Annotated in this window: 21 protein-coding genes and 1 riboswitch; of the genes, 9 read left to right on the forward strand and 12 right to left on the reverse strand. The window is 52.2% G+C overall.

The features are described from left to right. Positions 1–38: 38 nt before the first annotated feature. From GQY55_RS12985 to GQY55_RS13000, 4 genes are all read right to left on the reverse strand, one after another. Entirely contained in the window at positions 39–923 is an 885-nt protein-coding gene (locus GQY55_RS12985; protein WP_160041947.1) for a carbohydrate ABC transporter permease, read from the reverse strand. A 12-nt stretch (positions 924–935) separates the two neighbouring features. Further along, on the reverse strand, positions 936–1,874 hold the full coding sequence (locus GQY55_RS12990) for an ABC transporter permease (RefSeq protein WP_160042296.1): 939 nt from the start codon (positions 1,872–1,874) through the stop codon (positions 936–938). A 593-nt stretch (positions 1,875–2,467) separates the two neighbouring features. Beyond that, on the reverse strand, positions 2,468–3,511 hold the full coding sequence (locus GQY55_RS12995) for a LacI family DNA-binding transcriptional regulator (protein ID WP_160041949.1): 1,044 nt from the start codon (positions 3,509–3,511) through the stop codon (positions 2,468–2,470). A 310-nt stretch (positions 3,512–3,821) separates the two neighbouring features. Continuing rightward, positions 3,822–4,541, reverse strand: coding sequence for a YebC/PmpR family DNA-binding transcriptional regulator (locus GQY55_RS13000; protein WP_160041951.1), 720 nt, complete (start codon positions 4,539–4,541; stop codon positions 3,822–3,824). 771 nt (positions 4,542–5,312) lie between these two features. Between GQY55_RS13000 and GQY55_RS13005 the strand changes: the two genes are divergently transcribed. Further along, positions 5,313–6,662 carry a lytic polysaccharide monooxygenase gene (locus GQY55_RS13005; RefSeq protein ID WP_160041953.1) on the forward strand — a complete coding sequence of 450 codons (1,350 nt, stop codon included), beginning with the start codon at positions 5,313–5,315 and terminating at the stop codon, positions 6,660–6,662. A gap of 529 nt (positions 6,663–7,191) precedes the next feature. Beyond that, positions 7,192–8,046, forward strand: coding sequence for an SDR family oxidoreductase (locus GQY55_RS13010; protein WP_160041955.1), 855 nt, complete (start codon positions 7,192–7,194; stop codon positions 8,044–8,046). Positions 8,047–8,473: 427 nt separating this feature from the next. Here the strand turns inward: GQY55_RS13010 and GQY55_RS13015 are convergent, their stop codons facing one another. The 7 genes from GQY55_RS13015 to GQY55_RS13045 all read right to left on the reverse strand — a co-directional run bounded on the left by GQY55_RS13015 (position 8,474) and on the right by GQY55_RS13045 (position 18,681). Beyond that, positions 8,474–8,800 (reverse strand): SCP2 sterol-binding domain-containing protein, encoded by a 327-nt coding sequence (locus GQY55_RS13015; protein WP_160041957.1) that lies wholly within the window; start codon positions 8,798–8,800, stop codon positions 8,474–8,476. Positions 8,801–8,811: 11 nt separating this feature from the next. Continuing rightward, on the reverse strand, positions 8,812–9,261 hold the full coding sequence (locus GQY55_RS13020) for a PaaI family thioesterase (protein WP_160041959.1): 450 nt from the start codon (positions 9,259–9,261) through the stop codon (positions 8,812–8,814). Positions 9,262–9,346: 85 nt separating this feature from the next. Further along, entirely contained in the window at positions 9,347–11,041 is a 1,695-nt protein-coding gene (locus GQY55_RS13025) for an AMP-binding protein (RefSeq protein WP_160041961.1), read from the reverse strand. Positions 11,042–11,089: 48 nt separating this feature from the next. Further along, positions 11,090–12,871, reverse strand: coding sequence for an acyl-CoA dehydrogenase family protein (locus tag GQY55_RS13030; RefSeq protein WP_160041963.1), 1,782 nt, complete (start codon positions 12,869–12,871; stop codon positions 11,090–11,092). 24 nt (positions 12,872–12,895) lie between these two features. Next, on the reverse strand, positions 12,896–14,080 hold the full coding sequence (locus tag GQY55_RS13035) for an acetyl-CoA C-acetyltransferase (protein ID WP_160041965.1): 1,185 nt from the start codon (positions 14,078–14,080) through the stop codon (positions 12,896–12,898). Between the two features lie 24 nt (positions 14,081–14,104). Next, a complete protein-coding gene (locus GQY55_RS13040) occupies positions 14,105–16,507 on the reverse strand; it encodes a 3-hydroxyacyl-CoA dehydrogenase/enoyl-CoA hydratase family protein (protein WP_160041967.1) in 2,403 nt (800 codons plus the stop codon). Beyond that, entirely contained in the window at positions 16,504–18,681 is a 2,178-nt protein-coding gene (locus GQY55_RS13045) for a (Fe-S)-binding protein (protein ID WP_201452148.1), read from the reverse strand. Before GQY55_RS13045 ends, GQY55_RS13040 begins: the two co-directional genes overlap by 4 nt. Positions 18,682–18,921: 240 nt before the next feature. Here GQY55_RS13045 and GQY55_RS13050 point away from each other — a divergent pair, with 240 nt between their 5' ends. The 4 genes from GQY55_RS13050 to GQY55_RS13065 all read left to right on the forward strand — a co-directional run bounded on the left by GQY55_RS13050 (position 18,922) and on the right by GQY55_RS13065 (position 22,087). After that, positions 18,922–19,503: a TetR/AcrR family transcriptional regulator gene (locus GQY55_RS13050; protein ID WP_160041977.1), complete on the forward strand. Its 582-nt coding sequence runs from the start codon at positions 18,922–18,924 to the stop codon at positions 19,501–19,503. A gap of 172 nt (positions 19,504–19,675) precedes the next feature. Then, the gene (locus GQY55_RS13055; RefSeq protein ID WP_160041979.1) at positions 19,676–20,443 is read left to right on the forward strand and encodes an electron transfer flavoprotein subunit beta/FixA family protein; all 768 of its coding nucleotides are present in this window, start codon (positions 19,676–19,678) and stop codon (positions 20,441–20,443) included. A gap of 69 nt (positions 20,444–20,512) precedes the next feature. Further along, positions 20,513–21,487: an electron transfer flavoprotein subunit alpha/FixB family protein gene (locus tag GQY55_RS13060; protein WP_160041981.1), complete on the forward strand. Its 975-nt coding sequence runs from the start codon at positions 20,513–20,515 to the stop codon at positions 21,485–21,487. 156 nt (positions 21,488–21,643) lie between these two features. Further along, positions 21,644–22,087, forward strand: coding sequence for a hypothetical protein (locus GQY55_RS13065; protein ID WP_160041983.1), 444 nt, complete (start codon positions 21,644–21,646; stop codon positions 22,085–22,087). Positions 22,088–22,155: 68 nt separating this feature from the next. On the opposite strand, the gene GQY55_RS13070 is transcribed toward GQY55_RS13065, so the two are convergent. Then, entirely contained in the window at positions 22,156–22,974 is an 819-nt protein-coding gene (locus GQY55_RS13070) for a Cof-type HAD-IIB family hydrolase (protein ID WP_160041985.1), read from the reverse strand. Between the two features lie 319 nt (positions 22,975–23,293). On the opposite strand from GQY55_RS13070, the gene GQY55_RS13075 reads away from it, so the two are divergent. From GQY55_RS13075 to GQY55_RS13085, 3 genes are all read left to right on the forward strand, one after another. Continuing rightward, positions 23,294–23,935 carry an FMN-dependent NADH-azoreductase gene (locus GQY55_RS13075; RefSeq protein WP_160041987.1) on the forward strand — a complete coding sequence of 214 codons (642 nt, stop codon included), beginning with the start codon at positions 23,294–23,296 and terminating at the stop codon, positions 23,933–23,935. Between the two features lie 264 nt (positions 23,936–24,199). Next, the gene (locus tag GQY55_RS13080; RefSeq protein ID WP_160041989.1) at positions 24,200–25,423 is read left to right on the forward strand and encodes an MFS transporter; all 1,224 of its coding nucleotides are present in this window, start codon (positions 24,200–24,202) and stop codon (positions 25,421–25,423) included. Between the two features lie 36 nt (positions 25,424–25,459). Beyond that, positions 25,460–26,119, forward strand: a complete 660-nt coding sequence (locus GQY55_RS13085) for a PadR family transcriptional regulator (protein WP_160041991.1) — start codon at positions 25,460–25,462, stop codon at positions 26,117–26,119. 107 nt (positions 26,120–26,226) lie between these two features. Next, positions 26,227–26,265, forward strand: a riboswitch (PreQ1 riboswitch). Positions 26,266–26,340 lie beyond the last annotated feature (75 nt).

Below are 26,340 nucleotides of genomic sequence, written 5' to 3' on the forward strand. Positions count from 1 at the left end.
CTTCCTCCCTTTGCCTCATCTTTTATCCACTCAAGGGTTTACCCTTTGATGGCACCGATCATGACGCCTTTCACAAAATATCTTTGCAGGAATGGATACAGAACGAGCACCGGAATATTGGCGACGACAAGCACGGCGTATTTGATGCCTTCCACTTCCCGCTGCTGCTTGATGGCCGATTCGGTGGACATTTTGACCATGTCGTTCGTTTGGCCTTGAATCAGAATTTCACGAAGAATCAACTGGAGCGGGAATTTGTTTTTATCCGACAGATAGAGCAGTGCATTAAAAAACGCATTCCAGTGTCCAACCGCGTAAAAAAGGATCATGACGGCGATGATCGGCATCGACAAAGGCAAAATGATGCGGGTTAGAATCTGGATGTTGGAGCAGCCGTCGATCGTCGCCGCCTCCTGCAGCTCGTACGGGATGGACTGCTGGAAGAAGGTGCGCATGATGATGATGTTCCAAATGGACACGGCATTCGGTAAGACCATAACCCAGAAGGTATTCAGCATGCCCAGGTCTTTGATCAGCAGGTAGGTCGGAATAAGTCCGCCTCCGAAAAACATCGTGAACACAAAAAGCGCCATAATCGCATTTTTGCCCACGAAATCTTTGCGCGAAAGCGGATATGCGCCGAGCACGGTCATCACGAGGTTGATCAAGGTGCCGATGGAGGTATACAGCAGCGTGTTCGAATAACCGGTCAGTATGTCCTGGTTTTGGAATATTTTCGCGTAAGAGTTCAGGTTGACGCCTTTCGGCCATAGCAGCATCTCGCCGCGCAGCACCGCCTGCGGATCGCTGAACGAGGCGCTGAGAACAAATAGGAGCGGATACAGCACGATGACGGCAACAAGGCTGAGAATGATATAGATCATCACATTGAACACGCGGTCTCCGCGGGATTCCAGAAGCATGCCGTTTCCTCCTTACCATAGACTCGTTTCGCCCATCCGTTTGGTTACCCCGTTGACGGTGATGAGCAGAATGAAGTTCACGACGGAATTAAACAATCCGATCGCTGCGGAGAAGCTGTACTCGGCGCCCTGTATACCGGCACGGTACACGTAGGTCGCGATGATATCCGAGGTTTCCATGTTCAGGTTGTTCTGCATGAGGAGCACCTTTTCAAAGCCGATGCCCATAATGCTGCCGATGTTCAAAATGAGCAAAATGACGATCGTCGGACGGATGCCGGGGAGGTTAATATGCCAGATCCGCCTTATTCTGCCGGCACCGTCGACGCGGGCCGCTTCATGCAGCTGATGGTCCACGCCGGCCAGCGCGGCCAAATAGATGATCGAGCTCCATCCCATCGTCTGCCACACGTCCGAAAAAACGTAAAGCGATTTGAACCAGCCCGGTTGGGCCATAAAATCGATCGGACGCCCGCCAAATAAAGAGATGACGTGGTTAACCATCCCGTATCGGGGGGACAGAAAAATCATCATCATGCCGACGACGACGACCGTGGACAAAAAATGCGGCGCGTACGTGACGGTTTGAACGAATTTTTTGAATTTGGCCGACTTGGCTTCATTCATCAGAAGGGCGAGCAGAATGGGAATCGGAAAACCCAAGGCCAGGCTGTACAGCCCGAGCCCCAACGTGTTTTTGATCAAACGCCAGAAAAAATAGCTGTGGAAAAAACGATTGAAATGTTCGGTTCCCACCCACGGGCTTCCGGTAATCCCTTTCGTGGCGATAAAATCCTTAAACGCGATTTGGATGCCGTACATCGGAACGTAGTGAAAAAGAATGTAGTACGCGACCACGGGCAAAACGAGCAGGTACAGCTGCCAGTTCCGGGCGATCCGGCTCCATTTCAAACGGGATTCCTTTTTCGGTTCCGGCGCCGCGCCGGTCATTGCGGAAACTTTGGCATTGGCCACATGGATCCCCCCTTTGAGCTTGGACATGAGTTCGTCAAGTCATGATCAAGACGCAATAATTAGACTGTAATCAATTCCCTCCTTTCCCGATTTAAGCGAAAGCGTTCATGAATCCGATATTACGATGTGACAACTCTATATAAAGGTTCATGATCACGTGGAAAAATAGAATTTCACGGCAAATATGAATCGTTTTTGGATAATAATTTGGATATGCTTCTCATCGTGTAAGGCGAAGAAGTGCCCGGGATGGATCTTACGATAAAAGTTATATTCGCCATACTAAACGTAATGTAAGCGCAACCAATTTATATCGAAAATAATTCATGATTTGCTGATTCCATGGTTTTTTTGGATAATTAGCCAAACTGTTTTTATTTTTTTCATCATAATGCAGGGATATTTGGATTGTCAAACATTAATTTGGATTATTTTTGGAGTTCATTTGCAAATTGAATTGGAGATTGTTTTGATGCGAGGAAAAATGCACGGCAAAAAAACCTGACACTCCATTTCGTATCAGGCTCTCTTTGAGGATCTATGGGGGAATTACGTCGTCATTACATTATCTACGCCTGCTGTCTGACGTAATCGGAAGATTCGCGGACGACAAGACGGCAAGGCAGCAGTATTTTCGGCAGCGCCGGATAATCGCCGTCCAGGTAATCCATCATGAATTGGGCCGCCGCTTTCCCGATTTCGTATTTAGGGACATGCACCGATGTCAGCGGCGGATTCGTGTACTGCGCAAACGAAATGTCGTCCATGCCGACAAACGCGATATCCTGCGGGATTCGCGCTTTTTGCTCGACCACGGCGCGCATGGCCGGAATGGCCAGCATGTCGCTCGCGCAAAAGATAGCCGTCGGCCATTCGCTTTTCGGACGGCCCGTAAGCAGCTCGGTAAGCATGCTGTAGCTTAAATCCACGGTCCAGTTGGTATTGATGATCCAATCCTCCGGCATGGAGAGGCCTGCTTCCATCATCGCGAATTTATATCCGATATAGCGTTCGTCGTTGTCCATTTTCCGGGAATAAGCGGGTCCTCCGATAAAGCCGATCCGGCGGTGTCCTTGCTCAATAAGGTGGCGAACCGCGGTTCGGGCCGAAAAAATGCGGTCGCAATCGACGACCGGCACCGTTAAACGTTCATCGTTCAGGCTTACGCCAAGCACGGCCACGGATTCTTTTTCGAGCTGCTCGATCAGCGATTGGTCATACCAGCTGATGATGACGACGCCCTCGATCCCGTTTTCCTTGATAAGATTTCTGATCTGCTCCGCATCGCTCACTTCATCCAGCGTCCGCACGATCGCCGGGGGATGTCCGAGCTCGTTCATCCGGTCATGGAAACCTGCGAGCACCTCGCTGAAATACGGATGATTTTCGATCAACTGCTGAGGCACGACGCAGGCGATCCGTTTATGGGAGGCGTGTCCCGGCCGGCCGGATACCGTTTCTTCCTGAAGCGGGTATCCGAGCTCCTGCGCCGCTTCGCGGATTTTCCGCTTGGTTTCCTCATTGACCGGCCGGCTCGTATCGTTGCTGATCGCCCGGGAAACGGTCGAAATGGAAACGCCGACACGCACTGCAATATCCTTCAGTTTCGCCAATGCTCCCTCTCCTCTCTTTGTCTATTTTTGGAGCCAAAAATTCCTCTTGTTAGATCATATCATAATTTGCTTTGCGAAAAGATGCAAAAATTCGGGAGAACTACAAATTTCGATGATCTTCATAAAGAAAACACACTTTCTAAACGATGATGCATGAATCCAGCAAGTGTTAGGCCGTACACAAGAAAAGGGGTTGGATCGAAACCTTCTCATCTCTTCAAAAAAGACCCGCAGCGGTTTATCCGCTGCGGGTCTTTCGATTCACCGGCAATATGCCTTCCGGGTGAGTCAGAACCATCCAATGAGGAGTTTATTCTTCGAATTCGACGTTATGATACACATGCTGCACGTCGTCCAGATCTTCGAGCGCATCGATCATTTTCTCAAACTGCGGCAGGACGTCTGCCGGAAGCGTCAGATGGTTTTGCGCCAGCATGGTGATTTCCGCAACCGTAAACTCCGTAATGCCTGCCGCTCTGAACGCATCTTGAACCGCCTGGAATTGATCCGGCTCGGCGTATACGATCACGGCGTCTTCTTCGCTTACGATATCGCGCACGTCGACGTCGGCTTCCATTAACAGCTCGAGCACTTCCTCCTCCGTTTTGCCTTCGATGCCGATGACGGCCGTTTGGTCGAACATGTATGCAACGGAACCGCTCACGCCGAGGTTGCCGCCGTTTTTGCTGAATGCGGCGCGCACTTCGGATGCCGTGCGGTTGACGTTGTTGGTCAACGCATCGACGATGACCATCGAACCGTTTGGTCCGAAACCTTCGTAACGAAGCTCGTCATATACCTCATCGGAGTTGCCTCTCGCTTTTTCGAGCGCGCGGTCAATGATGGCTTTCGGCACGTTATACGTTTTCGCGCGTTCCAGTACGACTTTCAACGCGCGGTTGGATTCGGGATCCGGCTCGCCCTGCTTGGCCACGACATAAATCTCGCGGCCGAATTTAGCGTAAACCCGGCTTGTATTTGCGTCTTTTGAAGCTTTTTTCTCTTTGATATTATTCCACTTACGACCCATACTTTTCCGCTCTCTTTCGCTATTGATTCTTGACTTCGGTCTAATAAATACACTGCTATATTATAGCTTGAATTGAGCGGATGAACAAGTTTCAGCATCGGACCGCATGAAAAGCGGCTGGAAAAAGGGTTCTTTCGCCATGTGTCGACATCGGAGATCGTTCCAATCCCGACCCGTTTTAATGTATAAGATCTTAGACGTTAAACAATGGTTTACATAACATTTATGTTGTTTACTTGATGATCGAGCTACTTCATGGTCACATTTGGAACTTTCGCTGCACGAACATTGAAAATCGTCGAATAGTATACGAAATCGTAGTTTTATATCATTGTAGATCCTGGAAATATGGTTTATTTTAATATTGCAAATACTATTAATTGACAAAAATAACTTTAATTATATTAATCATTTCGGCAAACGAAAGAAGAGTAAACGGGTTCATCAAGTCCCTTCAGTCCCCGCGCTCGTTGTTAACGTAACACAATCATGGATCGCTTCTGCTTCTAGTTGCATTGATTCGCATCATCAAATTCTTTCATGCGGAATCATCCATCCCGGTCCAAAATGTAACCGCTTTAACTATCCGATATAGACTCATTTTATGAGTTTATATAAATCTTTCATCCATGAAGCATACGTTCCCGGTCCTTCTTTTCGTCTTCGTACAAATCAAGGAGGTGTTGCGTAAAAACGGATCTTTTACACATTGGTTTCTAGTTGTCTTTTGCCGTCTTGTTCATTCAATGCCAAAAATAGGAGGAGATTTCGATGACAACGCTTCGTTTGCCGAACAACAGCGTTATGAAATGGCTGATTGTCGGTGGAATGTTTTTCGTGATGACTGCCCTTATGCTTCTGATCGCCGACCGCGCTTCCGCACACGGCTACATCGAATCGCCGGGCAGCCGCGGTTATCTATGCAAAACAGGCGCCAATACCAACTGCGGGGCGATCCAGTATGAGCCTCAAAGCCTTGAAGCCAAAAAAGGATTTCCGGCAGCGGGACCTGAAGACGGCAAAATCGCCAGCGCAAACGGCGCATTTCCGGAATTGGACCAGCAATCCGCCACACGCTGGACGAAAGTCAGCATGACTCCGGGCACGAACACCTTTACGTGGCATTTGTCGGCCGCACATGCCACGACAAGCTGGAAATATTACATTACCAAACAAAACTGGAATCCAAACGCCCCGCTGACGCGCGATTCCTTTGATCTGACACCGTTCTGCTCCGTTGGTTACGGCGGAAAACAACCTCCGGGCACCTATTCGGATACATGCACGGTACCGAACAGAACCGGTTATCAAGTCATTCTCGCGGTATGGGAAATCGCAGACACGGCCAATGCTTTCTACAATGTCATTGACGCAGACTTTGGCGGCGGCGGCAATCCTGCCGACACAACGCCTCCAAGCGCGCCTTCCAACCTCGCGGTTTCCAACGTTTCCAGCTCGGGCGCCACGCTTACCTGGGGAGCTTCCACGGATAACGTCGGCGTAACGGGCTACAAAGTATACAACGGTTCTGCGCTGGTAACGACAACAAGCCAAACTAGCTATAACGTCACAGGACTTGCCGCCAACACGTCCTATACGTTTACGGTTAAAGCCGTTGACGCCGCAGGCAACACTTCCGCAGCCAGCAATCCGGTTACGTTCACGACGGCCTCCAATCCTCCGGCCGACAATCAAGCCCCAACCGCTCCGACGGGCTTGAAGGTGAACGGAACGCCGACCTCCTCTTCGGTTTCTTTGTCCTGGAATGCGGCCACAGATAATGTCGGCGTCACCGGATATCGTATTTATAAAGGAACGGCACTTGCAGGAACCGTCTCCGGAACGACGCTGAGCTACACCGTTACCGGCTTGACTGCAAACACCTCATATACATTCACCGTAAGGGCGATTGATGCCGCCGGGAACGAATCCGCCGACAGCAACGCCGTAACGGCGACCACAGCCCCAGCTTCGTCAGCAGCTCCATGGGCGCCTAACGTCGCTTACACGCCGGGCACCCTTGTCAGCTATGACGGCCAAACGTATGAATGCCGCCAAGCGCATACATCGATCGTTGGATGGGAGCCGCCGAACGTGCCTGCGCTTTGGTTGTTGAAATAATCGTCTCTTGATCTATTGCATTCAGTTTACGTTTGTCCTCTTCTTTATTGTGATAGATATGCAGACAGCTAGATTCGTATGACTGTATTTGACCGCCGGAAGGCAGCTGATGTTGCTGCCGGTTAAACTTCGCCAAAATGCCGCACCCTCTCAGCAATCGGATGAGGGCTGCGGCTTTTATAGCTTCACGGGCAAAAACCATTCGTTTTTGTCATGATGCAAGCATTTTTTATTGCGGCGTTAGAGTTATCCTTGTTGAGCTTTTGGAGATGAACGATTGGATATGATTGCTTGCGCATCTGACCAGTCCGATCATTTGGTTTGACGGACTTCGATTCCTTCCTTTCGAACCGAATCGGCATAAGGTACAATGGTGACATGCAAGGTTTTTGGGAGATTTTTCTTGAAGGCATCCATTTCCGTTCCCGTTCCTTGCTTGAATTTCCGGTCTTATGCCTGGGTCTGGCGTGCCCGGAATTCAAGGTTGTTTCAGTATTCAATAGATATCACGTTGAAGGAGGACTTTCGTATGGAAGCGTTTTCGAGCGATTTGCTGCAAGGCAAGGTTGTTTTGATTACGGGAGGCGGAACCGGGCTTGGCAAGGCGATGGGCGAAAAATTCGCGAAGCTGGGCGCAAAGCTGGTCATCGCCGGGCGCCGGGAAGAAGTGCTAAAGCAAACGGCGGACGAATTCGCCTCGCTCGGCTACGAGGTGATGTACAAATCTTGCGACGTACGGGATCCCGCGGAAATTAGCGCTTTGATCGATGCCGTTGAGGAGCATTACGGCGGGCTGGACGTCCTCGTCAACAACGCTGCGGGCAACTTCATCAGTCCGACCGAACGCCTCTCACCCCGCGCCGTCGACGCGGTGCTCAACATCGTGCTGCACGGCACCTTTTACGCGACGCTTGAAGTGGGCAAACGCTGGATTGAGCGCAAGCGTCCTGGCGCCATGCTGAACATCGTGACGACATACGCCTCCAGCGGCTCCGGTTACGTCGTCCCGTCCGCAGCCGCCAAAGCCGGCGTGTTGGCCCTCACACGTTCGCTTGCGGTCGAATGGGCCAAATACGGCATCCGTCAGGTTGCCATCGCCCCGGGTCCTTTTCCGACCGATGGAGCGTGGTCTCGGCTCTCTCCAACGCCCGAGCTTGAAGCGAAAATGTTGGACCGGGTTCCGCTCGGCCGGGTCGGGGATGCGGAAGAGCTTGCGAATTTGGCCGCTTTCCTCATCTCCGATTACGCAGCCTACATCAATGGCGAAGTGATTACGATCGATGGCGGCGAATGGCTTCAAGGAGCGGGACAATTCAACGATCTCCGTCACGTCACGGAGGAGCAGTGGGACGTCCTTGCCCAATTGACCAGAAAAGGAAAATAAGATGGGAACGCATAAGGAAATGATCGACATCATCTTATCCGTTGCTCATAAGGATGAACCGATATTTACATACCGCAGCGGAAGTTGCGAAGAGGCATGAAACGCCTTGTTTGCGATGCGCCGTTTGTTCCGAAACAGCGCGCTTTTCGTCGAGGACATTTCGGGTTAGCATATCCGCGTCAAGATGATCAGCGTGTATCGGCCTATTTGGAGCATGTTCGTCTACTTCCGACGGATGCCGATGCCGTCGATATTTATTAGTTCATGGCATTACTTATACGATTTTGTCGTTATTCATCTTATTAATGTTTAATATCATTAATTAATTTTCGACAATTTTCAAGCCCAGTTTCCCGAAAGATTTCAAAGAAACTGGGCTTGATCTTTGGTTGCTTATTTGTCCAAGTATGGACGTCGAAGGTGAAATTCACGCCGTAAATTGCTTTAATATTTCCTGCAGCTTCAAGGCCAAACCAAGCTTGCCGTCAACCTTCAGCGAGCCGGTCATAAAAGCCATCGTTGAATTAAGGTCGTTTTCGAGCAATTTGCGGAAATTTTTCTCCGATAAAGTGAGCGTACAGTCCGCCGTTTCGGATGCGTCTTCAAGGACCTCGACACTCGCGTTGTCGAAAACGACTTGAATCGGATCTAATTCCCCGATATTAAACTGATAGACCGCATGAAGCGACTCGATTTCATCCGGTCTGGCGTTCATTCGGCCTGCGAGCTGCTCCAGTTCCTCACGAATAGACATACGCCACCTCCTTATGTGGAATGTTCCGCCGGTACGGGTTTATGCTCCATTACCCGGAAGGTTCCCGTGCCGAACGCGAGCAGATCGCCGTTTTCCTTATGCGCAAACGCCTGGGCGGTCATCAGCTTGCGCGAGCTGTGAATGAGCTCCGCTGTGACCCGAACGCGGCCTTCGGACACCGGGGCTACGTAATTCATGTTCAAACCGACGGTTACAACGCTTGCTTCAGGTCTTGCCAGCATCACGACGATGCCCATTGCGGAATCGATGGCCGAGGCATGCATCCCTCCATGCAAGATCCCGATCAGATTCAAATGATGCGGCCGGATGTCAAACGCAACGACAACTTTTTTATCGCTCACTTCGACGGTTTCGCAACCGATAAAATCCCAAAACGTGTTTTTTGCTGCCCGCTCCAGACGTTCCAGATCGGGAAGTTTTCCGCCGGACGCGTGCTCCATGTGCCAAACCTCCCCTTTTGTTCGGAATATGCCGAAGTTTTGGCAAACCCTAAAGGTTACCCAATGTCCGTTTCGTTGCCCACCCTTACAAATCCACTTTGGATTGGTTGACGAGCTTTTCGTTTTCCTCATCAATGAGCTTGCGGCGAAGCACTTTGCCTACCAGCGTTTTGGGAAGCGATTCGCGGAATTCGTAAATTTTCGGAACCTTGTAGACCGCAAGCCGTTCCTTGCACCAGCTTTTAAGCTCCTGTTCGGTGACGTTTGAACCTTTGCGCAGGACGATGTAAGCCTTTACATTTTCGCCGCGGTAAGGGTCCTTTACACCGGCGACGACCGCCTCCTCCACGTCAGGATGCTCGAACAGCACTTCCTCCACTTCGCGCGGGTATATGTTATACCCTCCGGCAATGATCATGTCTTTGCGCCGGTCCAAAATATAAAAGAACCCTTCTTCATCCATCCGTGCCAGATCACCGGTGAAGAGCCAACCGTCGCGAAGCGTGCGTTCGTTCTCTTCGGGACGGTTCCAATAGCCTTTCATCACCTGGGGGCCTTTGACGACAAGCTCGCCGATTTCGCCGATCGGCAGCTCTTCTCCCGTTTCGGGATGCACAATCCTCGCAAGCGTATCCGGAAACGGAATGCCGATCGATCCTTGCTTCCGTTTTTCCCAAATGTTGTTCGCATGCGTTACCGGCGAAGCTTCGGTCAAGCCGTATCCTTCGATCAGCTTGCCCCCGGTAATCTTTTCAAACCGCTCCTGCACTTCAAGCGGCAGGGGCGCCGCGCCGCTGACGCAAATTTGAATGGATGAAAGATCAAAGCTCCCGACCTCCGGATGATGGATGACGGCTATATACATGGTCGGCGCTCCCGGGAACACGGTCGGTTTTTTCTTGTGGATCGTCTTTAGAACGTCGTCGATTTGAAAGCGCGGAATTAAGATCAGCGTGCCGGCGATATACATCGCCTGATTGAGCAGTACAGTCAGGCCGAAGACATGGAAAAAAGGCAGCGCGGCGAGATATTTTTCGTAGGCGATTTTCGTTCGGTAACACCAAAGCTGCGCCTGGATCGTATTGGATACGAGGTTCATATGCGTGAGCATGACGCCTTTGGCAAATCCGGTCGTGCCGCCGGTGTATTGGATCAGCGCCAAATCCTCTTCGGGATCGACGGAAACTTCCACCGGCGTATCGGCGGCGTTTTTCAGAAGCGAAACGAAGGACAATACGCGCTCATTGTATTCGATCCTGGCCGCCATGCCGTCCTTTTTCGCCTTGATGGGATACAGCACGTTTTTCGGAAACGGCAGGTAGTCCTTCATCGAGGTGACGATGGTATAATCCAGCGGCCTGCGTTCCATCGCTTTATGGACGCGCTCCACCAGCGCATCCATCGTAACGATGATTTTCGCTCCCGAATCCGTCAGCTGGTGTTCGATCTCGCGCGGGACGTAAAGCGGATTGGTCATGACCACAATACCGCCGATAAGGAGTGTGCCGTAATAGGCAATCACTCCCTGCGGGCAGTTGGGCAGCATAATCGCAATCCGGTCCCCTTTGCGGACGCCCAGACTTTGCAGGGCGTTCGCAAAACGGTATACCGATTCAAGCAGATTGGCATAACTAATTTTCTTCCCCAGAAAATCAAGAGCGATGTGCTGGGGATGGGCGGTGGCTGAATGCACCAAAAATTTGGCCAGGTTTTGCCTCGGGTAATCGTAACTGTGCGGAACCTCTTCAGGATATTGATCCAACCATGGATTATTTGTCATCCAGGTCACCCCATCTCAAGTAATTGAGGTTTTGCAAAAATTTAAGCTTCACAATACGTACGCGCCGGCGTCGATGACTTCAGCGGCAATCTCGCGTTTGATGCCGATCGTGTCGATCGGCGATTTGCGGATCAGCTTTTTCAGCACGGAGAGCTGCGTGCGCAGCGTATCGCCGGATTCCATCGCCGCCAGCACCTCTTTTGCCCACTGCTCGATTTTCGCGAATTCATCATGAATGAATACGGTTGTCATTCGGATCGCAAGCCGCGCTTTGTCTTCGCCGGAACGGTCGATGATCTTTCGGGTGCGGAGCAGCGCGCTTTCCATCGCATATACCGAAATCATGATATCGGCCAAGTTGCTGAGTATCTCCTGTTGTTCTTCCAGCTTCATTTGATATTTTTGAACGGCCTGCGCGCCGCACATCAGGAAGATCTTCTTCGACATTTTCAGCAAATGGGCTTCCTGTTCGAGCGTGCCTTCAAAGATTTGGTTCGGAATCGGCTCCATCAGTTCGTTTTGCAGAGCCATCGCTTTTTGCATCAAAGGCAGTTGGCCTTTCATCGCCTTTTTTACCAGCGCTCCCGGGATCAGCAGGCGGTTGATTTCATTGGTGCCTTCGAAAATCCGGTTGATGCGCGAATCGCGATAATTCCGCTCGATCCGGTATTCCTGGGTAAAGCCGTAACCGCCGTGAATTTGGACGCCTTCATCGACGATAAAATCCAGCACCTCGGAGCCGAACACTTTGTTGATGGAGCATTCGAGCTGATATTCGGCAATGGCTTTGGCGGATTGATAACCAACCTGGGAGCTCGCGTGATCCACTTCGGCCAAACCTACGTCGAACAAACCCGCCGTGCGGTAAACCATGCTCTCAAGCACGTAAGCCTTCGTGTTCATGTCGGCAAGCTTTTTGCCGATCAGCGGGAAAGAGGAAATTTTCCGTCCGAACTGCGTCCGCTCATTGGCGTAAGCCGCGGCCAGCTCGATCGTGTCCTTGGAAGCGCCGACGCAGCCGGCAGCCAGCTTGAAACGTCCGATGTTCAGAATGTTGAACGCAATCAAATGGCCTTTGCCGACTTCCCAGAGCAAATTTTCGACGGGAACCTTTACATCCTCCAAAATGAGCTGACAGGTCGAAGACCCTTTGATCCCCATCTTTTTCTCTTCCGGACCGATGCTGACGCCATCCATCGAGCGTTCGACGATAAACGTGCTGAAATCCTTGCCGTCCACTTTGGCGTATACGATAAAAATGTCCGCGAATCCGGCGTTCGTAATAAACTGCTTCGTGCCGTTCAATACATAATATTCGCCGTCCTCCGATAAGGTGGCTGTCGTCTTGGCGCCGAGCGCGTCCGATCCGGAGGAAGGCTCCGTCAAGCAATATGCGGCAATCTTTTCGCCCGTGGCAAGAAGCGGCAAATATTTTTGCTTCTGCTCTTCCGTGCCGAAATAGACGATCGGCAGCGTTCCGATGCCGACATGCGCTCCGATCGATAGGGCAAAAGCGGAGGCTTTTGTCAGCTTTTCATTGATCAAGGTCGAGCTGACCTTGTCGAGCCCAAGCCCTCCGTACTCTTCGGGCACATCCGCACCCAACAGGCCAAGCTCTCCGGCCGCCCGCATTTTTTCCACCGTCAGCTCATAATTGAGCTTTTCGATTTCTTCGTCGCGGGGTACGATTTCACCTTCGACAAAATCGGCCGTCGTCTGGGCGATCATCCGATGCTCTTCGGTAAAATCCTCCGGGGTAACGACTTGGTTGAAATCGGTATCTTCAATGATAAAACTGCCGCCAACCACTTTGTTCATCATCGTGCTCATGCGCTTTCCTCTCCTTTATCATGATTATTCGGAATGGACTTCAAAAACGCCTGCGGCTCCCATGCCGCCGCCGATACACATCGAAACGACCCCATATCCCCCGCCTCTGCGCCGAAGTTCGCCGATCAGCGTCGTCGTCAGCTTCGTGCCGGTACAGCCCAGCGGATGGCCGAGCGCGATCGCGCCGCCATTGACGTTGACCTTCTCCTCGTCAATGTTCAGCTCGCGAATGATATGCACGCATTGGGAAGCGAAAGCTTCGTTGATTTCAAACAGTTTCACGTCGTCCTGCGTAATGCCCGCCATTTGCAGTGCTTTCGGAATGGCTTTGACCGGGCCGACGCCCATAATTTCCGGTTCGACGCCGCTGAGCGCGAACGAGCGGAAGGTGGCCAGCGGTTTCAAACCAAGAGCGTCCGCCTTCTCCCGGCTCATGACGACGACTGCGGCCGCGCCGTCGCTCGTCTGGGACGCGTTCCCCGCGGTGACGGTTCCGCCAAGCTTGAACGAAGGCTTGAGTTTGCCGAGAATTTCAGGAGTCGTGTCTGGACGAACGCCTTCATCCGTATCGAACGTAAACGAACGCGACTGTACCTTTCCTTTTTCATCGACGGCTTTCAGCTCAACCTGAATCGGAACAATCTCCTCCCGGAATTTCCCTTCCGCGATCGCTTCGGCTGCCTTCGCGTGCGAACGGGCGGCAAACCGGTCCTGATCCTCGCGGGAAATGCCGAAACGTTCAGCCACCTCTTCGGCGGTATGGCCCATCCCCATGTACACTTCCGGCATGTCGGCAACCAGCTTCGGATTCGGCGACACTTTGAACCCCGTCATCGGCACGTGGCTCATGCTTTCGACGCCGCCTGCAATAAGCACCTCCGCGTGGCCGAGCATGATCCGCTCCGCCGCAAAGGCGATCGCTTGCAGCCCCGAGGAGCAGAAACGGTTGATGGTCAGCGCGGGCACCGTCACGGGGAACCCGGCATAAAGCGACATGATGCGCGCAAAATTCAGGCCCTGCTCCCCTTCCGGCATGGCGCAGCCGATAATGATGTCCTCGACGTCTTCCTTGCGCAGTCCCGGCGCGCGGTCTATGACCGCTTCCAAAACGGCCTTTCCAAGATCATCCGCCCGGGTTTGGGCCAGGCTGCCTTTTTTGGCTTTTCCGACGGCGGTACGGGCCATCGATACGATTACTGCTTCTTTCATTTGGATTTCACCCTCCCTGGGATGTTAGTTGCGGAGCGCTTTGCCTTTGGTCAGCATGTGGTGCATCCGCTGCTGGGTTTTCGGCTCGCCGCAAAGGCTGAGGAACGCTTCGCGCTCCAGGTCGAGCATGTATTGCTCGGTGACAAGCGATCCCGCCGGAACATCGCCGCCCGCCAGCACATGGGCGAGCTTGTTGGCGATCAGCAGATCATGGTCGCTGATGTATCCGCCGCGTTTCATCTCGATCGCCCCAAGCTGCAGCACCGCCTTGCCTTCGGAACCAACGACGCGGATCTTTTCTTCCGGAATCGGCTTGTAATCCGTATCCGCGAGCCCGAGAACCGACTGCTTCGCTTCATGAATGGCAAAATCCTGATTGACGACTACACGGTCGGTCGAACGCAAATAACCTAATCTTTTCGCATCATGCCCGCTGCTGGATACGGTGGCGGTGCCGACCGTCTGGAACACGTGGTTGATAAACGGCTGGAGATCGACGCCTTCCACGCTGGCATGCTGGCTGGCGCGCAGCGCAAGCTCCTTGCATCCGCCTCCCGCCGGGATCAGGCCGACGCCGACTTCAACGAGCCCGTAATAGGTTTCGGCGGAAGCGACCACCTGGTCGGCCGGCATGCAGGCTTCGACGCCGCCGCCCAAACACATCCGGTGCGGTGCGGCCACGACCGGTTTTTCGAAGCGTTTGACTTTGTACATCGTGCTTTGGAATAAATGGATAATATCGTTGATTTCATCCCATTCCTCGTCCTGGGCTTCCATCAAAAGGAGCATGATGTTTGCGCCGACGCAGAAATTGCGGCCTTGGTTGGCGATGACCATGCCTTTGTAGTTTTTGCGGACCTCTTCAAGGCTCTGGGTAATCATGCTGAGAATATCCTCGCCGATGGCATTGTTCGGCGAATGGAACTCAAGGCACGCCACGCCGTCCCCGATATCGATCAGGCTGGCGCCGCTGTTGCCCTTGATCACCATGTTTTGTTCCTTCAAACTGCGCAGGTTCACGATTTCCGGGGCAAATTCAATTTCTTTAAACTGACCGGTGTTAATCTGAACGGAATGCAGCTTTCCTTCTTCCTGCTTGTAAAAGGAGGCATGCCCCGCCGCGATCCAATCCTTCACCCAAGCCGGAACGGTCAGCCCTTCAGCCTCCATCCGTTCGACCGAGCGTACAAGCCCAATCGCGTCCCAGGTTTCGAACGGCCCGAGTTCCCACGAAAATCCCCATTTCATCGCCTCGTCGATTTCTTGGACGGAGTCCGCAATTTCACCGACCTTTTCCGCCGAGTACACCAACACCTGCTTCAAAATGTTCCAAGCCAGGTCGGAATAGCGGTCCTTGGCTGCAAGCAGCGCTTTGGTCTTCTCTTTAGCGCCCTTTGCCAGCTTTGCCGCTTCAATCGAGGCGGATTTCGGCTTCGATTGCGGCGCATATTCCATCGTCGTCAGATCCAGCGCGAGAATTTCGCTGCCGCCGGGGCCTTTTTTCTTTAAATAAAAGCCTTGCCCCGATTTTTCCCCGAGCCAGCCCTTTTCGACCATGCTCTTCATGATGGCGGGAACGTCAAAAATCGCTTTTTCCTTTTCGTCCGATACATTGTCGTATACGTTGTTCGCCACATGCACGAACGTATCCAACCCGACGAGATCCAGCGTCCGGAAGGTGGCGCTTTTCGGACGGCCCATGGCCGGTCCGGTGACGGCGTCGACTTCTTCCACGGTAAAGCCGTTTTCCGTCATTTCCTTCAGCGTAACGAGCAGCCCGTATGTCCCGATCCGGTTGGCAATAAAATTCGGGGTGTCCTTGGCGAGCACGACGCCTTTGCCGAGCACCTTCTCGCTAAAGCCTTTCATAAAACCCACAAGCTCCGGATCGGTGCGCTCGCCGGGGATAATTTCGAGCAGTTTCATATATCTCGGCGGGTTAAAGAAGTGCGTGCCCATAAAATGTTTTTTGAACTCGTCGCTTCGCTCCGCCGCCATCGCGTTGATCGAAATGCCGGATGTATTCGAGCTCACGATGATTCCCGGTTTCCATACGCTTTCGATTTTTTCCAGCAGCCCTTTTTTCACTTCCAGGTTTTCCACGACGACCTCGATGATCCAATCGACCTGGGCAAGCTGGGAAAGGTGGTCTTCCAGGTTGCCCGGCGTGATGCGTTCCGCGAATGACGGATCATACAGGGGAGCGGGTTTCGTCTTGGCCAGCTTGGCGATCGCCGAAGCCGCAAGCCGGTTACGCACCGGCGGATGCTCCAAGGTCAATCCTTTGGCCGCCTCTTCATCGGTCAACCGCCGCGGAACGATATCCAGCAATAAGCACGGGATCCCGACGTTGGCCAATTGGGCCGCGATGCCGGAACCCATGATTCCCGAACCGATGACGGCTGCTTTTCGAATGGCTTTGTTCATTGTGCGCTTGCCTCCATTTCTAGTCCTTTATTGTGAGCGGAATGATCGCCGAATACGGAGAATTCCAGTATTTCCGCGACGTCCTTCGCTTTCACACGGTCTTCGACTTCCTTCATTTTCGTCCCGTCTTCCATCATCGTCAGGCAGTAAGGACATGCGCTGCTGAGGATGCCCGGGTTCACTTCCAGCGCCTGCTCCGTCCGCGCCAAATTGACGCGTTTGCCGGAGGTTTCCTCCATCCACATCATCCCGCCGCCGGCGCCGCAGCACATCGCGTTTTCGCGGGTGCGCTTCATTTCGGCGAGTTCGACGCCCGGGATGGCCTTCAGCACGTTGCGCGGCTGGTCATATACGTTGTTGTAGCGGCCGAGATAACAGGAGTCGTGATAGACGATGCGTTCTTTGACTTCATGTTTCGGCTTAAGCTTGCCCTCGCGGATCAGTTGATCCAGAAGCTGTGTATGGTGAAGCACCTCCACGCCTTCGAGTCCGAATTCCGGATATTCGTTTTTGAACGTATTGAAGGTGTGCGGGCAGGCGGTCACGATTTTTTGGACGCCGTATTTTTCGAATGTGGCGATGTTTTCCATGCAGAGCTGCTGAAAAAGCATTTCGTTGCCCATCCTGCGCGGCGTGTCACCCGAATTTTTCTCCTCGTTGCCGAGAATGGCGTAGTTGACGCCCGCTTCGTTCAGCAATCTGACGAAGGCTCTGGATACTTTTCGGCTGCGGAGATCGTATGAGCCCATGGAACCGACGAAAAACAAATATTCGAAACCGGGGTTATCCTTAACCGTCGGCACTTTGATGCCTTCCACTTCCCCGCTCCAATTGGCGCGGTCGTTGCGGTTCAGACCCCACGGGTTGCTTTGTCTCTCAATGTTCTGCAGGGCGCGCTGGCCCTCGGCCGGCATACTGCCCTCCATCAGCACCAAATGTCGGCGCAGATCGATGATTTTGTCCACATGCTCGTTGCCGACCGGACATTGGTCTTCGCAGTTGCGGCATGTCGTGCATGACCAGATTTCTTCTTCCGTCATGACGTCGCCGATCAGGTTCAATTCCTGCGGGTCTTTGGCTTGATGGGTCCATGTCGATTTTTGCCAGGCAAGAGTCGGACGGATATCGGTAACGGCACCGCTGTCAAAATCAGGCTCTCCGCATGAAGAGGACAATGCATGGGCGCCGAGGGTCGAAAACGCGAATTCGGGAACGTAAGGCGGCTTGCCGGTAATCGCGGTTCCTTTTTCCGTTAAGTGGTCGCGCAGCTTGACGATCAAATGCATCGGCGACAGCGCTTTGCCGGTGTTGGATGCCGGACAGACGTTGGTACAGCGCCCGCATTCCACGCAGGCGTAAAAATCGATCATCTGTTTTTGCGTAAAATCCTCGATCTTGCCGACGCCGAAGCTTTCGGCTTCTTCGTCCTCCAAATCCAGCTTGCTGAGTTTGCCTACCGGTTCGGAGCGGCCGAGATAAATGTTGACCGGGGCGGAGATCAAATGAAAATGTTTGGATTGCGGCACATAAACAAGGAATGAGAGCAGAATGAGCAGATGCGCCCACCAGCATATATAGAAAAGAACCTGCGCAGCTGCCGTGGAGAGTCCGCCGAAGAGAGCGGCCAGCAGCGATGAAATCGGCGCGAGCGCCGAGGCCTCCTGCCCAAGCCATACCCTTTCGAACCCCAGGGATAAGACGACGGACAGCATGAGGAAAAAAATGAAGAAGATGACGAGGCTGGGCTTCCAGCCCTTTTTAAGTCTGGGCAGCTTCTCGCCGTACCGTCGGTAGGCCGCATAGCCGATGGCGACCAAAATGAGGAATACGGTAGTCTCCTGCAGCAGACCGAACGCTTCGTATGCCGGCAGCGGCAGATGGCCTCCGTTCGTCAGCCCTTTGACGATCAGATCCAAGGCGCCGAACTGCAGGATGATGAAGCCGTAAAAAACGATGACGTGCATGATGCCGCTTTTCATGTCTTTGAACAGCTTTTTCTGCCCGAATACCTGCGACAGAAATTCGCCCCACTTTCCTTCGCGCTGCTTGCGGAAATCGGCCGGCTTGCCCAATTTGACGTACAGGATCCGGTGGTATACCGCTTTGTAAAAAAGGTACACGCCGTAACCTGCCGCAGCGAGAAACAAGTTCAAGTTGATCATTTGCCACATCATTCGCTGTTCCTCCCTATATTGGAATAATAGTAATTTAATTACTGGTTTCCTATAGATAGCGATTACAAAATGCGACATAAGCGAGTTTCGCGTCGAATGTTTGGTCCTTCACCCTCTTCGCGAAACGTTTCCAAGAAATCTTGCCTGAGTCATTGACAATTGGCATCGTTTACCATAAGATTAAGAAAAAATGAATGAGTATTCATTCAGTTAATTGAATTCTATCACTGGGGTGGCCTGATGACAAGTAGAAAATTGGAAAAATATGAGTTAATTTTGGATGCAGCGTTAAAGGTCATTGCGGAGAACGGTTTTCACGGCTCCCAAATTTCCAAAATCGCAAAGGAGGCTGGTGTCGCGGACGGTACGATATATCTATATTTTAAAAACAAGGAAGATATCCTTATTTCGCTCTTTCAGGAACGCCTCGGCAACCTGGTCGGGATGTTCCACAGCAGCATCAAGGAATCGTCCACGGCGGAAGACGCGCTCCGCAAAGTATGCGAAATCCATTTTACCGAGCTCGAGAACAACGTAAACCTCGCCTACGTCACCCAAATCGAACTGAGGCAAAGCTCGTTGGAGCTGCGCAAAGCGATCGGGCTTGTCGTTAAGCCCTATATCCAGCTGATCGAGCATATTGTGGAAAGAGGCAAGACGGAAGGTTCCTTCCGCAAGGAGCTCGACGCGAAATTGACCCGGCTGCTTATTTTCGGCGCCATGGATGAGGTGGTCACCTCCTGGCTGATATCCGGACGCAAATATTCGCTTTCCGCCCAGGTCGATAAGACGGTCGAGTTTTTTCTGAAGGGACTCAAATGAGGGTTTTGCAAAAATCCAAAAAGCGACTTCCAATCAGCAATCTATAGAGCGAAACGGTTTAATTCGTCTATATATTGTAGCCTGAAGCGGCAGGAATCGAATTTTGCAAAATCCTGAAATAAATCCGCGGGCGAACATCGCCCGCCAAACCAAAATGAGAGGAGTTTGCCGCATGAATATCTTTGTACTGCTGAAACAGACCTTTGATACGGAAGAACGTATCGTGATTCAAAATGGGGAAATTTCCGACGACGGCGTGAAATACGTCATGAATCCGTACGATGAGTACGCCGTTGAGGAAGCGCTGCTGCAACGGGATCGGCATGGCGGAACGGTAACCGTCGTGAGCGTCGGGCCGGACCGAACGGCCGAAGCGCTGCGGACCGCGCTCGCGATGGGAGCGGACGAAGCGGTGTTGATCCAAAGCGACGGTTTGGAGACGGATGAATATACGGTTTCCCGCCTCCTGGCGGCTTACCTGGAAAAGCAGTCTTACGATCTGATTCTCGGAGGCAACTTCTCGGTGGACAGCGGCGGCGGACAGGTTGCGGTCCGACTGGCGCGGCTGCTCGATCTTCCGCATACGTCCTCCATCACCAAACTGGCCATCGACGGCCAAAAGGCTGCCGTGGAACGCGACGCCGAAGGCGACATGGAATCGCTGGAGGTCGCCCTTCCCGCCGTCTTTACCGCCCAGCAAGGGCTTAATGAGCCTCGCTACCCTTCCCTGCCGGGCATCATGAAGGCGAAAAAGAAACCTTTCCATCAGGTAACGCCGGCCGAGCTTGGCCTCGAAAACGCCGACGTTGCGTCAAAAACGCAGCGCGTTTCCCTTTCCCTGCCGCCAAAGCGCGAGGCCGGACGCATTCTTCAAGGCGACTACGCCCAGCAGGCCGCCGAGCTGGTCAACCTGCTGCGGAACGAAGCCAAGCTGGTCTAATGATGATGCACCAATCCATAAAGCGACTTGCAGTTCAAGGGTCTTAACTGTTAAAGGAGGAATCTTGAGATGGGTAAAACGTATGTCGTGGTAGCCGAGGTTCGCGGAGGCAGTCTGCGCCAAGTTTCGCTGGAAGCGCTTCAAGCGGTGGCGGCCGCCAAACAGGATGGCGACGTCGCGGCAGCGGTCCTCATCGGATCGCAAATTACGCCGCTCGCATCGGAGCTGGCAAATTATGTAGATGGGCAGGTCTTTTCCGTCGACCATCCCGACCTTGAAATTTATAATCCGGAAAGCTATCTGAACGTGATGAAAACGGTCTTTGATCGCGTAGCGCCGGATGCGGTCGTGCTGGGTCACACCGCACTGGGACGCGATTTGGGACCGGCGATCGCGGCGCATCTCGGCGCCGGGCAAATATCGGACGTGACGGCCATCGAAAAAAACGGCGATGATATCCTGTTTACCCGTCCGATTTACGCAGGCAAAGCTTTCGAGCAAAGGCAATTTACGGGCGGCCCGCAGGTCGTCACCATCCGTCCGAACAACTTCGCCCCGGTCGAAGCGGCATCATCCCCCGGCGAAATCGTCGAATTGGATTATACGCCTTCAGGCTCCCTCCGTTCGATCGTCAAAGACATCGTTCGCAAAACGTCGGGTAAAGTCGACCTGACCGAAGCCAAAGTCGTCGTCTCCGGCGGCCGCGGCGTCAAAAGCGCGGAAGGCTTCAAACCGCTAGAGGAGCTGGCCGAGGTGCTAAACGGCGCCGTGGGCGCTTCCCGCGCCGCCTGCGACGCCGGTTATTGCGACTATTCGATGCAGATCGGCCAGACCGGCAAAGTGGTGACGCCCGAAATCTACATCGCCTGCGGCATCAGCGGCGCGATTCAGCATTTGGCCGGAATGAGCCAATCCCGGATCATCATCGCGATCAATAAAGATCCGGAAGCGCCGATCTTCAAAATCGCGGATTACGGCATCGTCGGCGATCTGTTCGAGGTCGTCCCGCTGCTTACCCAGGAGTTCCGCAAAGCGCTGGTATAATTCGAATAATTGCCAAAAAGCATGGAAGTAAGTTCGCCTTCAAGGCGGCTTATTCCCATGCTTTTTTAATGCCTGACATGCCCTCATGTCGGCAACAATTGCCGCCGGCCTTTCGTCAATGATTTTAAAAGCAGCCGTAAAGCGAGGTGAGTAAACATGAAAAATGCGTCTCTGCTTCTTTTTTCAATCGTGATCGCTGCCGCCGTACTGACAAGCTGTTATAAGATCCCAAAAGTTGAAACCCATTCCGGTACCGCGTCGCCACCCAAACAAGAAGCGCCTTCCTCCCACGGGATTGCCGCCGGCCGTTTGGAAGGAACGGTCAAAGTCGAAAAGCAAGGATCGAACGTAAAAGTCACCTACACCTTCAAAAACCAAACGGAACATCCTATTGAAGTGGTAGGCGGCGCAAAATACACATTGCAGAACGGCAATGCCGTTTTGGAAAAAGGCTCCGTTCCGATCAAAGATTACATCGATCTGGCTCAAGGAGAAGCTTACACGGATACAAAAACGTTCAAAAATATAAAACCCGGAACGTATGCGATCCGGGTGGAATGGGGCGACGGCGTCGCCGCTGCGACGTTTACCTTGAAATGACGACAACGTCGCCTCCCCCAAAACAAAAACAACCGGGCTGCCGTTCCTGGCAACGCCGGTTGTTTATATTACGCCTCCTGATAAGCAAACACGAACTTCTCGATCACCTTCGCCACGCCGTCGTTCATGTTGGAGTCCGTCACGTAATCGGCGGCTTCCTTGATCTCTTCCCGGGCATTGCCCATGGCAACCCCAAGGCCGGCAAAGCGAATCATCGGCAGATCATTGGAGCTGTCGCCCATCGCGATCACTTCCTCCTGCTGAATGCCAAGGTGGCCGATCAATTGGTGCAGGCTTGTCCCCTTGTCCACTCCCGCTTCGGTGAATTCCAGGAAAAACGGCTTCGAGCGCATGACGCTAAGCTCGCCGGCCAATTCCGCCTGCAGCTTTTTCTCGGCCTCCGCCACTTTTTCCGGCGCACCAACCATCAACGTTTTGACGACCGGCTCCCGAACCGTTTCCACAAAGCTTTCCACTTCTTGAATGCTCATGCCCGTCAGGCCGGATTCGATCTCCGTATATTCGTTGCTGTTTTCCGTAATGATCCGGTCCGAGGAATACGTCAGAATGGACAAACCTTCTTCCTGGCTGATCCGGTACAGTCGATGCACGGTGTCGACGGATAACGTGCTGCTGAAAATCTCTTCTCCTGTTCGGCAGTCCGTAATTTTCGCGCCGTTAAACGATAAAATGAAGCTTCCGTATTTCTCCAGCTCAAGCTCCTTCGCGATCGGCTTCATCCCGAACGTGGGGCGCCCGGAGGCCAGCACGACCTTCATCCCTTCTTTCTGGGCGGTCATCAGCGCCTCTTTCGTTCGGGGCGAGATGGTCAGATCATCGCGAAGCAGCGTATCGTCCAGATCCAAAACGATCATTTTGTATTTCATGATGGCAACATCCTTTTTTTATGTGATAGATCAATCTGATGATAAAACCATTCCTATACTATAACACGATTCAATCGTCAGGATAAGACGGCTCGTTCTGAATCAACCGGAACGTGTCGAACCACAGGTTATAAATTTGAACATTTTATGAACATATATCAAGCTTGTCCTTAAAAACTATTTTTTAGGGGTTGCGGAATTTTCGAAAGTTGCTTACAATTCAACTATGCTTCATTTGTTTTATATCAAAAATCACGAACACAAGATATTGTACTGAGCCAAGTTCATCTTTGTGTTGACATTAGGAGGAAGAAACAACATGAACGTATTAGTCGTTAAAGCGAACAACCGTCCGGCATCCGATGCCGTTTCCACTAAAATGTACGAAGCATTCATGGAAGCCGTGAAAGGCGCCGAAAACCTGAATGTGACTACGTACGACGTATATGAAGAAGACACGCCATACTTTGGACAAGACTTGTTTAATGCCTTCGGCAAAATGCAAAACGGCGGCGAATTGACGGATGTTGAAAAACGCATCGTGGCCGCGAAGCAAAAAGCGATGGACGCCCTGACGGCGGCTGACGTCGTGGTCTTCGCCTTTCCGCTGTGGAATTTGACGATCCCTGCCAAATTGCAAACGTTCATCGATTACGTATACGCTGCAGGATTTGCATTCAAATATGACGCAGAAGGCAACATGGTTTCGCTGATGCCGGACAAAAAAGCGATCTTCCTGAACGCGCGCGGCGGATTCTATTCCAGCCCTGAAACGGCGCCTATGGAAATGGCCGTCAACTACATGCGCAACGTCTTCGGCGGCGTATTCGGCATGGAAATCATCGGCGAAGTGGTCATTGAAGGCCATAACGCGATGCCGCATAAAAAAGACGAGTTTATCGAAGCCGGCCTGAACAAAGTAAGAGAAGTAGCGAAACAGCTGACGCTTCAACACGCTTAATCCGGCACATTTCGAAAAAAACGTCTATTGACGTGCTTTCATAAAAGACAGGCAGCGGTTAGGGGCAGTTTTTCTTGCTCCGATGCTCTGAAACTTATACTTTCTTATATTGTCAGAGAAGACACCTTTTCGGTACGCCATCGCGGCAGTCCGTAAGGGTGTTTTTTTACTCTTATAGATAAATGTTTATATATAATACTTTACTTATAAACCGATTCAGCATACAATGGACTCACCAAAATCATCCAAAAAGGTGGTCACTGCATGCTGTTTCAAAACAAGAGCTTCAGGCGATTGTTTTTCGGAAGAATCCTGAGCGTGTTCGCGGATTCGATCCTCTTTTTTTCGTTGTTGAAATGGATCGAGCTGAAATCGGGCAACGCTAATTCCTTTACGCTTTTTTACGCGGCTTATTATGTGCCGATCGCACTATTGGCGCTTCCTGCGGGAGTATGGATTAACGGAAAAACGCTGCAGCATGTCATGTCCTGGTCCAATGCGGTTCGCATTGCCGGCATGCTGTTGTTCGTGTCGTTTGCCGAATGGATTCCGGTCTACTGGGTATATGCGCTACTCGTGCTGGAGAGCATCGTCGGGCTCTTTTTTATGCCTGCCAATCAATCGCTGCTGCCGCAAATCGTCAGCGCAGAGAACCGTCCCGCGGCGAACAGCTGGCTGCAAATGGGATACACCGTCGTCAAAATTGCGGGACAAACTTTCACCGCCATGATGCTCAAAAGCACCGTCTCCCCCGCTATGCTGCTGTTAACCGCCTCAATGCTCCTCCTTTGTTCCATGCTGTGCATTTTGCGCGTGAAACCGTTGGTGAGGCTGCCCAAGCCCAAAAGTCAAAACCGGTGGTCCATGATGAAGGAAGGCATCCGTTATATCGCCAAACACCGCCGGCTTGGCCCGATATTCGCCTTTTTGGCGGCGGCCTTGTTCATCGCTTCCTCCACCGATTTGATACTCGTTTCCTTTTTGCGGGACGTGCTCGGATCGGGGGTGGAGAATTTGAGCTTTATCGGCACCGCCTCGCTTTGCGGCATGATTACAGGTGCGGCTCTCGTTCCGAAATGGTATAAAAGAATAGAACGAAAATGGCTTGTCGTCCCTTCTTTATTCGCGCTTTGCGCCGCCATCGGCAGCTTGTATTTGATTCGGCATTGGCTTTTCATTTTGCCGTTCTTTTTCGTGCAGGGCATTGCGCTGGGATGCTTTAACATTACGTTTGTCACCTATTTGCAGGACGTCGTGGAACAGGAAAATTACACCCGCACGTTCAGCTTGTACCATATGATATCGAGCATTTCGGCCCTGCCCGGCATCCTGATGACCGGAGCGCTGCTTTCCGGCATGGGCGTGATGAATACGGTGCTTGTCGTCAGCGGCTTTTTGCTTGTGCTTGGTGTGGCCGGGATCGTCGTGATCCCGCCGTTGGGAAAAGGAACTTCACAGGAAGATACGAAACTTGAGGCGGCCGGTTAGGCAGCCGGAATATGATTCGGGAAAGGAAGGATTCGCATGTCGCTGCGATACGGCATTTTAGGTTTTTTAAGCAAATGGGAAGCTACGGGGTATGACCTGAAAAAAGAATTCGATGATTTTATGAGCATTTTCTGGCACTCGCATCTTTCGCAAATTTATCCGGAGCTTGGGCGGCTCGAACAAGATGGATTCATTGCAAGCCGCATGGAACCGCAATCAGGCAAACCGGACAAAAAAGTGTACGCCATTACGGAGAAAGGCAAGCGTGAGCTTTCCTCGTGGCTGCTCTCTCCTCCCGAATCCCCGAAAATCAAAGACGTATTTCTTATGCAGGTCTCTTTCATGGACAACATTCCGATCGAGGAAGTGGTTTTTCAGTTAAAAGCTTATCAAAAGGAGCGGGAACAGCGGCTGGCAAAAATGAAACGGATCCTGCTTGAACGCTGGGAAAGCATTCGCGAGCGGAACCTCATGAAATCGCGTATTTTGATGAGTTCGGCCGTCGTCAGAAGAGGATTGGAACAAGAGCTTCATTACATACGCTGGTGCAAGGATACGATCGAGCTGGTGGAAGCATGCTCCCATCTGTGGACAGCGGACGCCGAAGACCGGGAAGAAAAGACAATCCCTTTTTCGGAGGTCGAACCGGCTTTCCGGAAATTTTTCGGCGAACTGCTTCAGATCGACGACATCTAAAACGGTTGCAAACCAGGTACCCACATCGGCCATCGTTATGTTATAATGGACCGGTGCGTTTCAATCGCGCACAAAACAGAAGAAATCCGGCTGCGGTTATGCACCGCCCGGGAGAGGTTCGCGAACTCCCTCTATAAAAAACTAAGGTCGCCCGTCGGGTTTATTTCCGTCTGGGCTTGTTTTTTACGGTCAGTTCAAGAACCCTCTCTCTTCGAAGGTAG

The sequence above is a fragment of the Paenibacillus sp. USDA918EY genome (genome assembly GCF_009870825.1).
GTDB lineage: Bacteria > Bacillota > Bacilli > Paenibacillales > Paenibacillaceae > Paenibacillus_AQ > Paenibacillus_AQ albilobatus.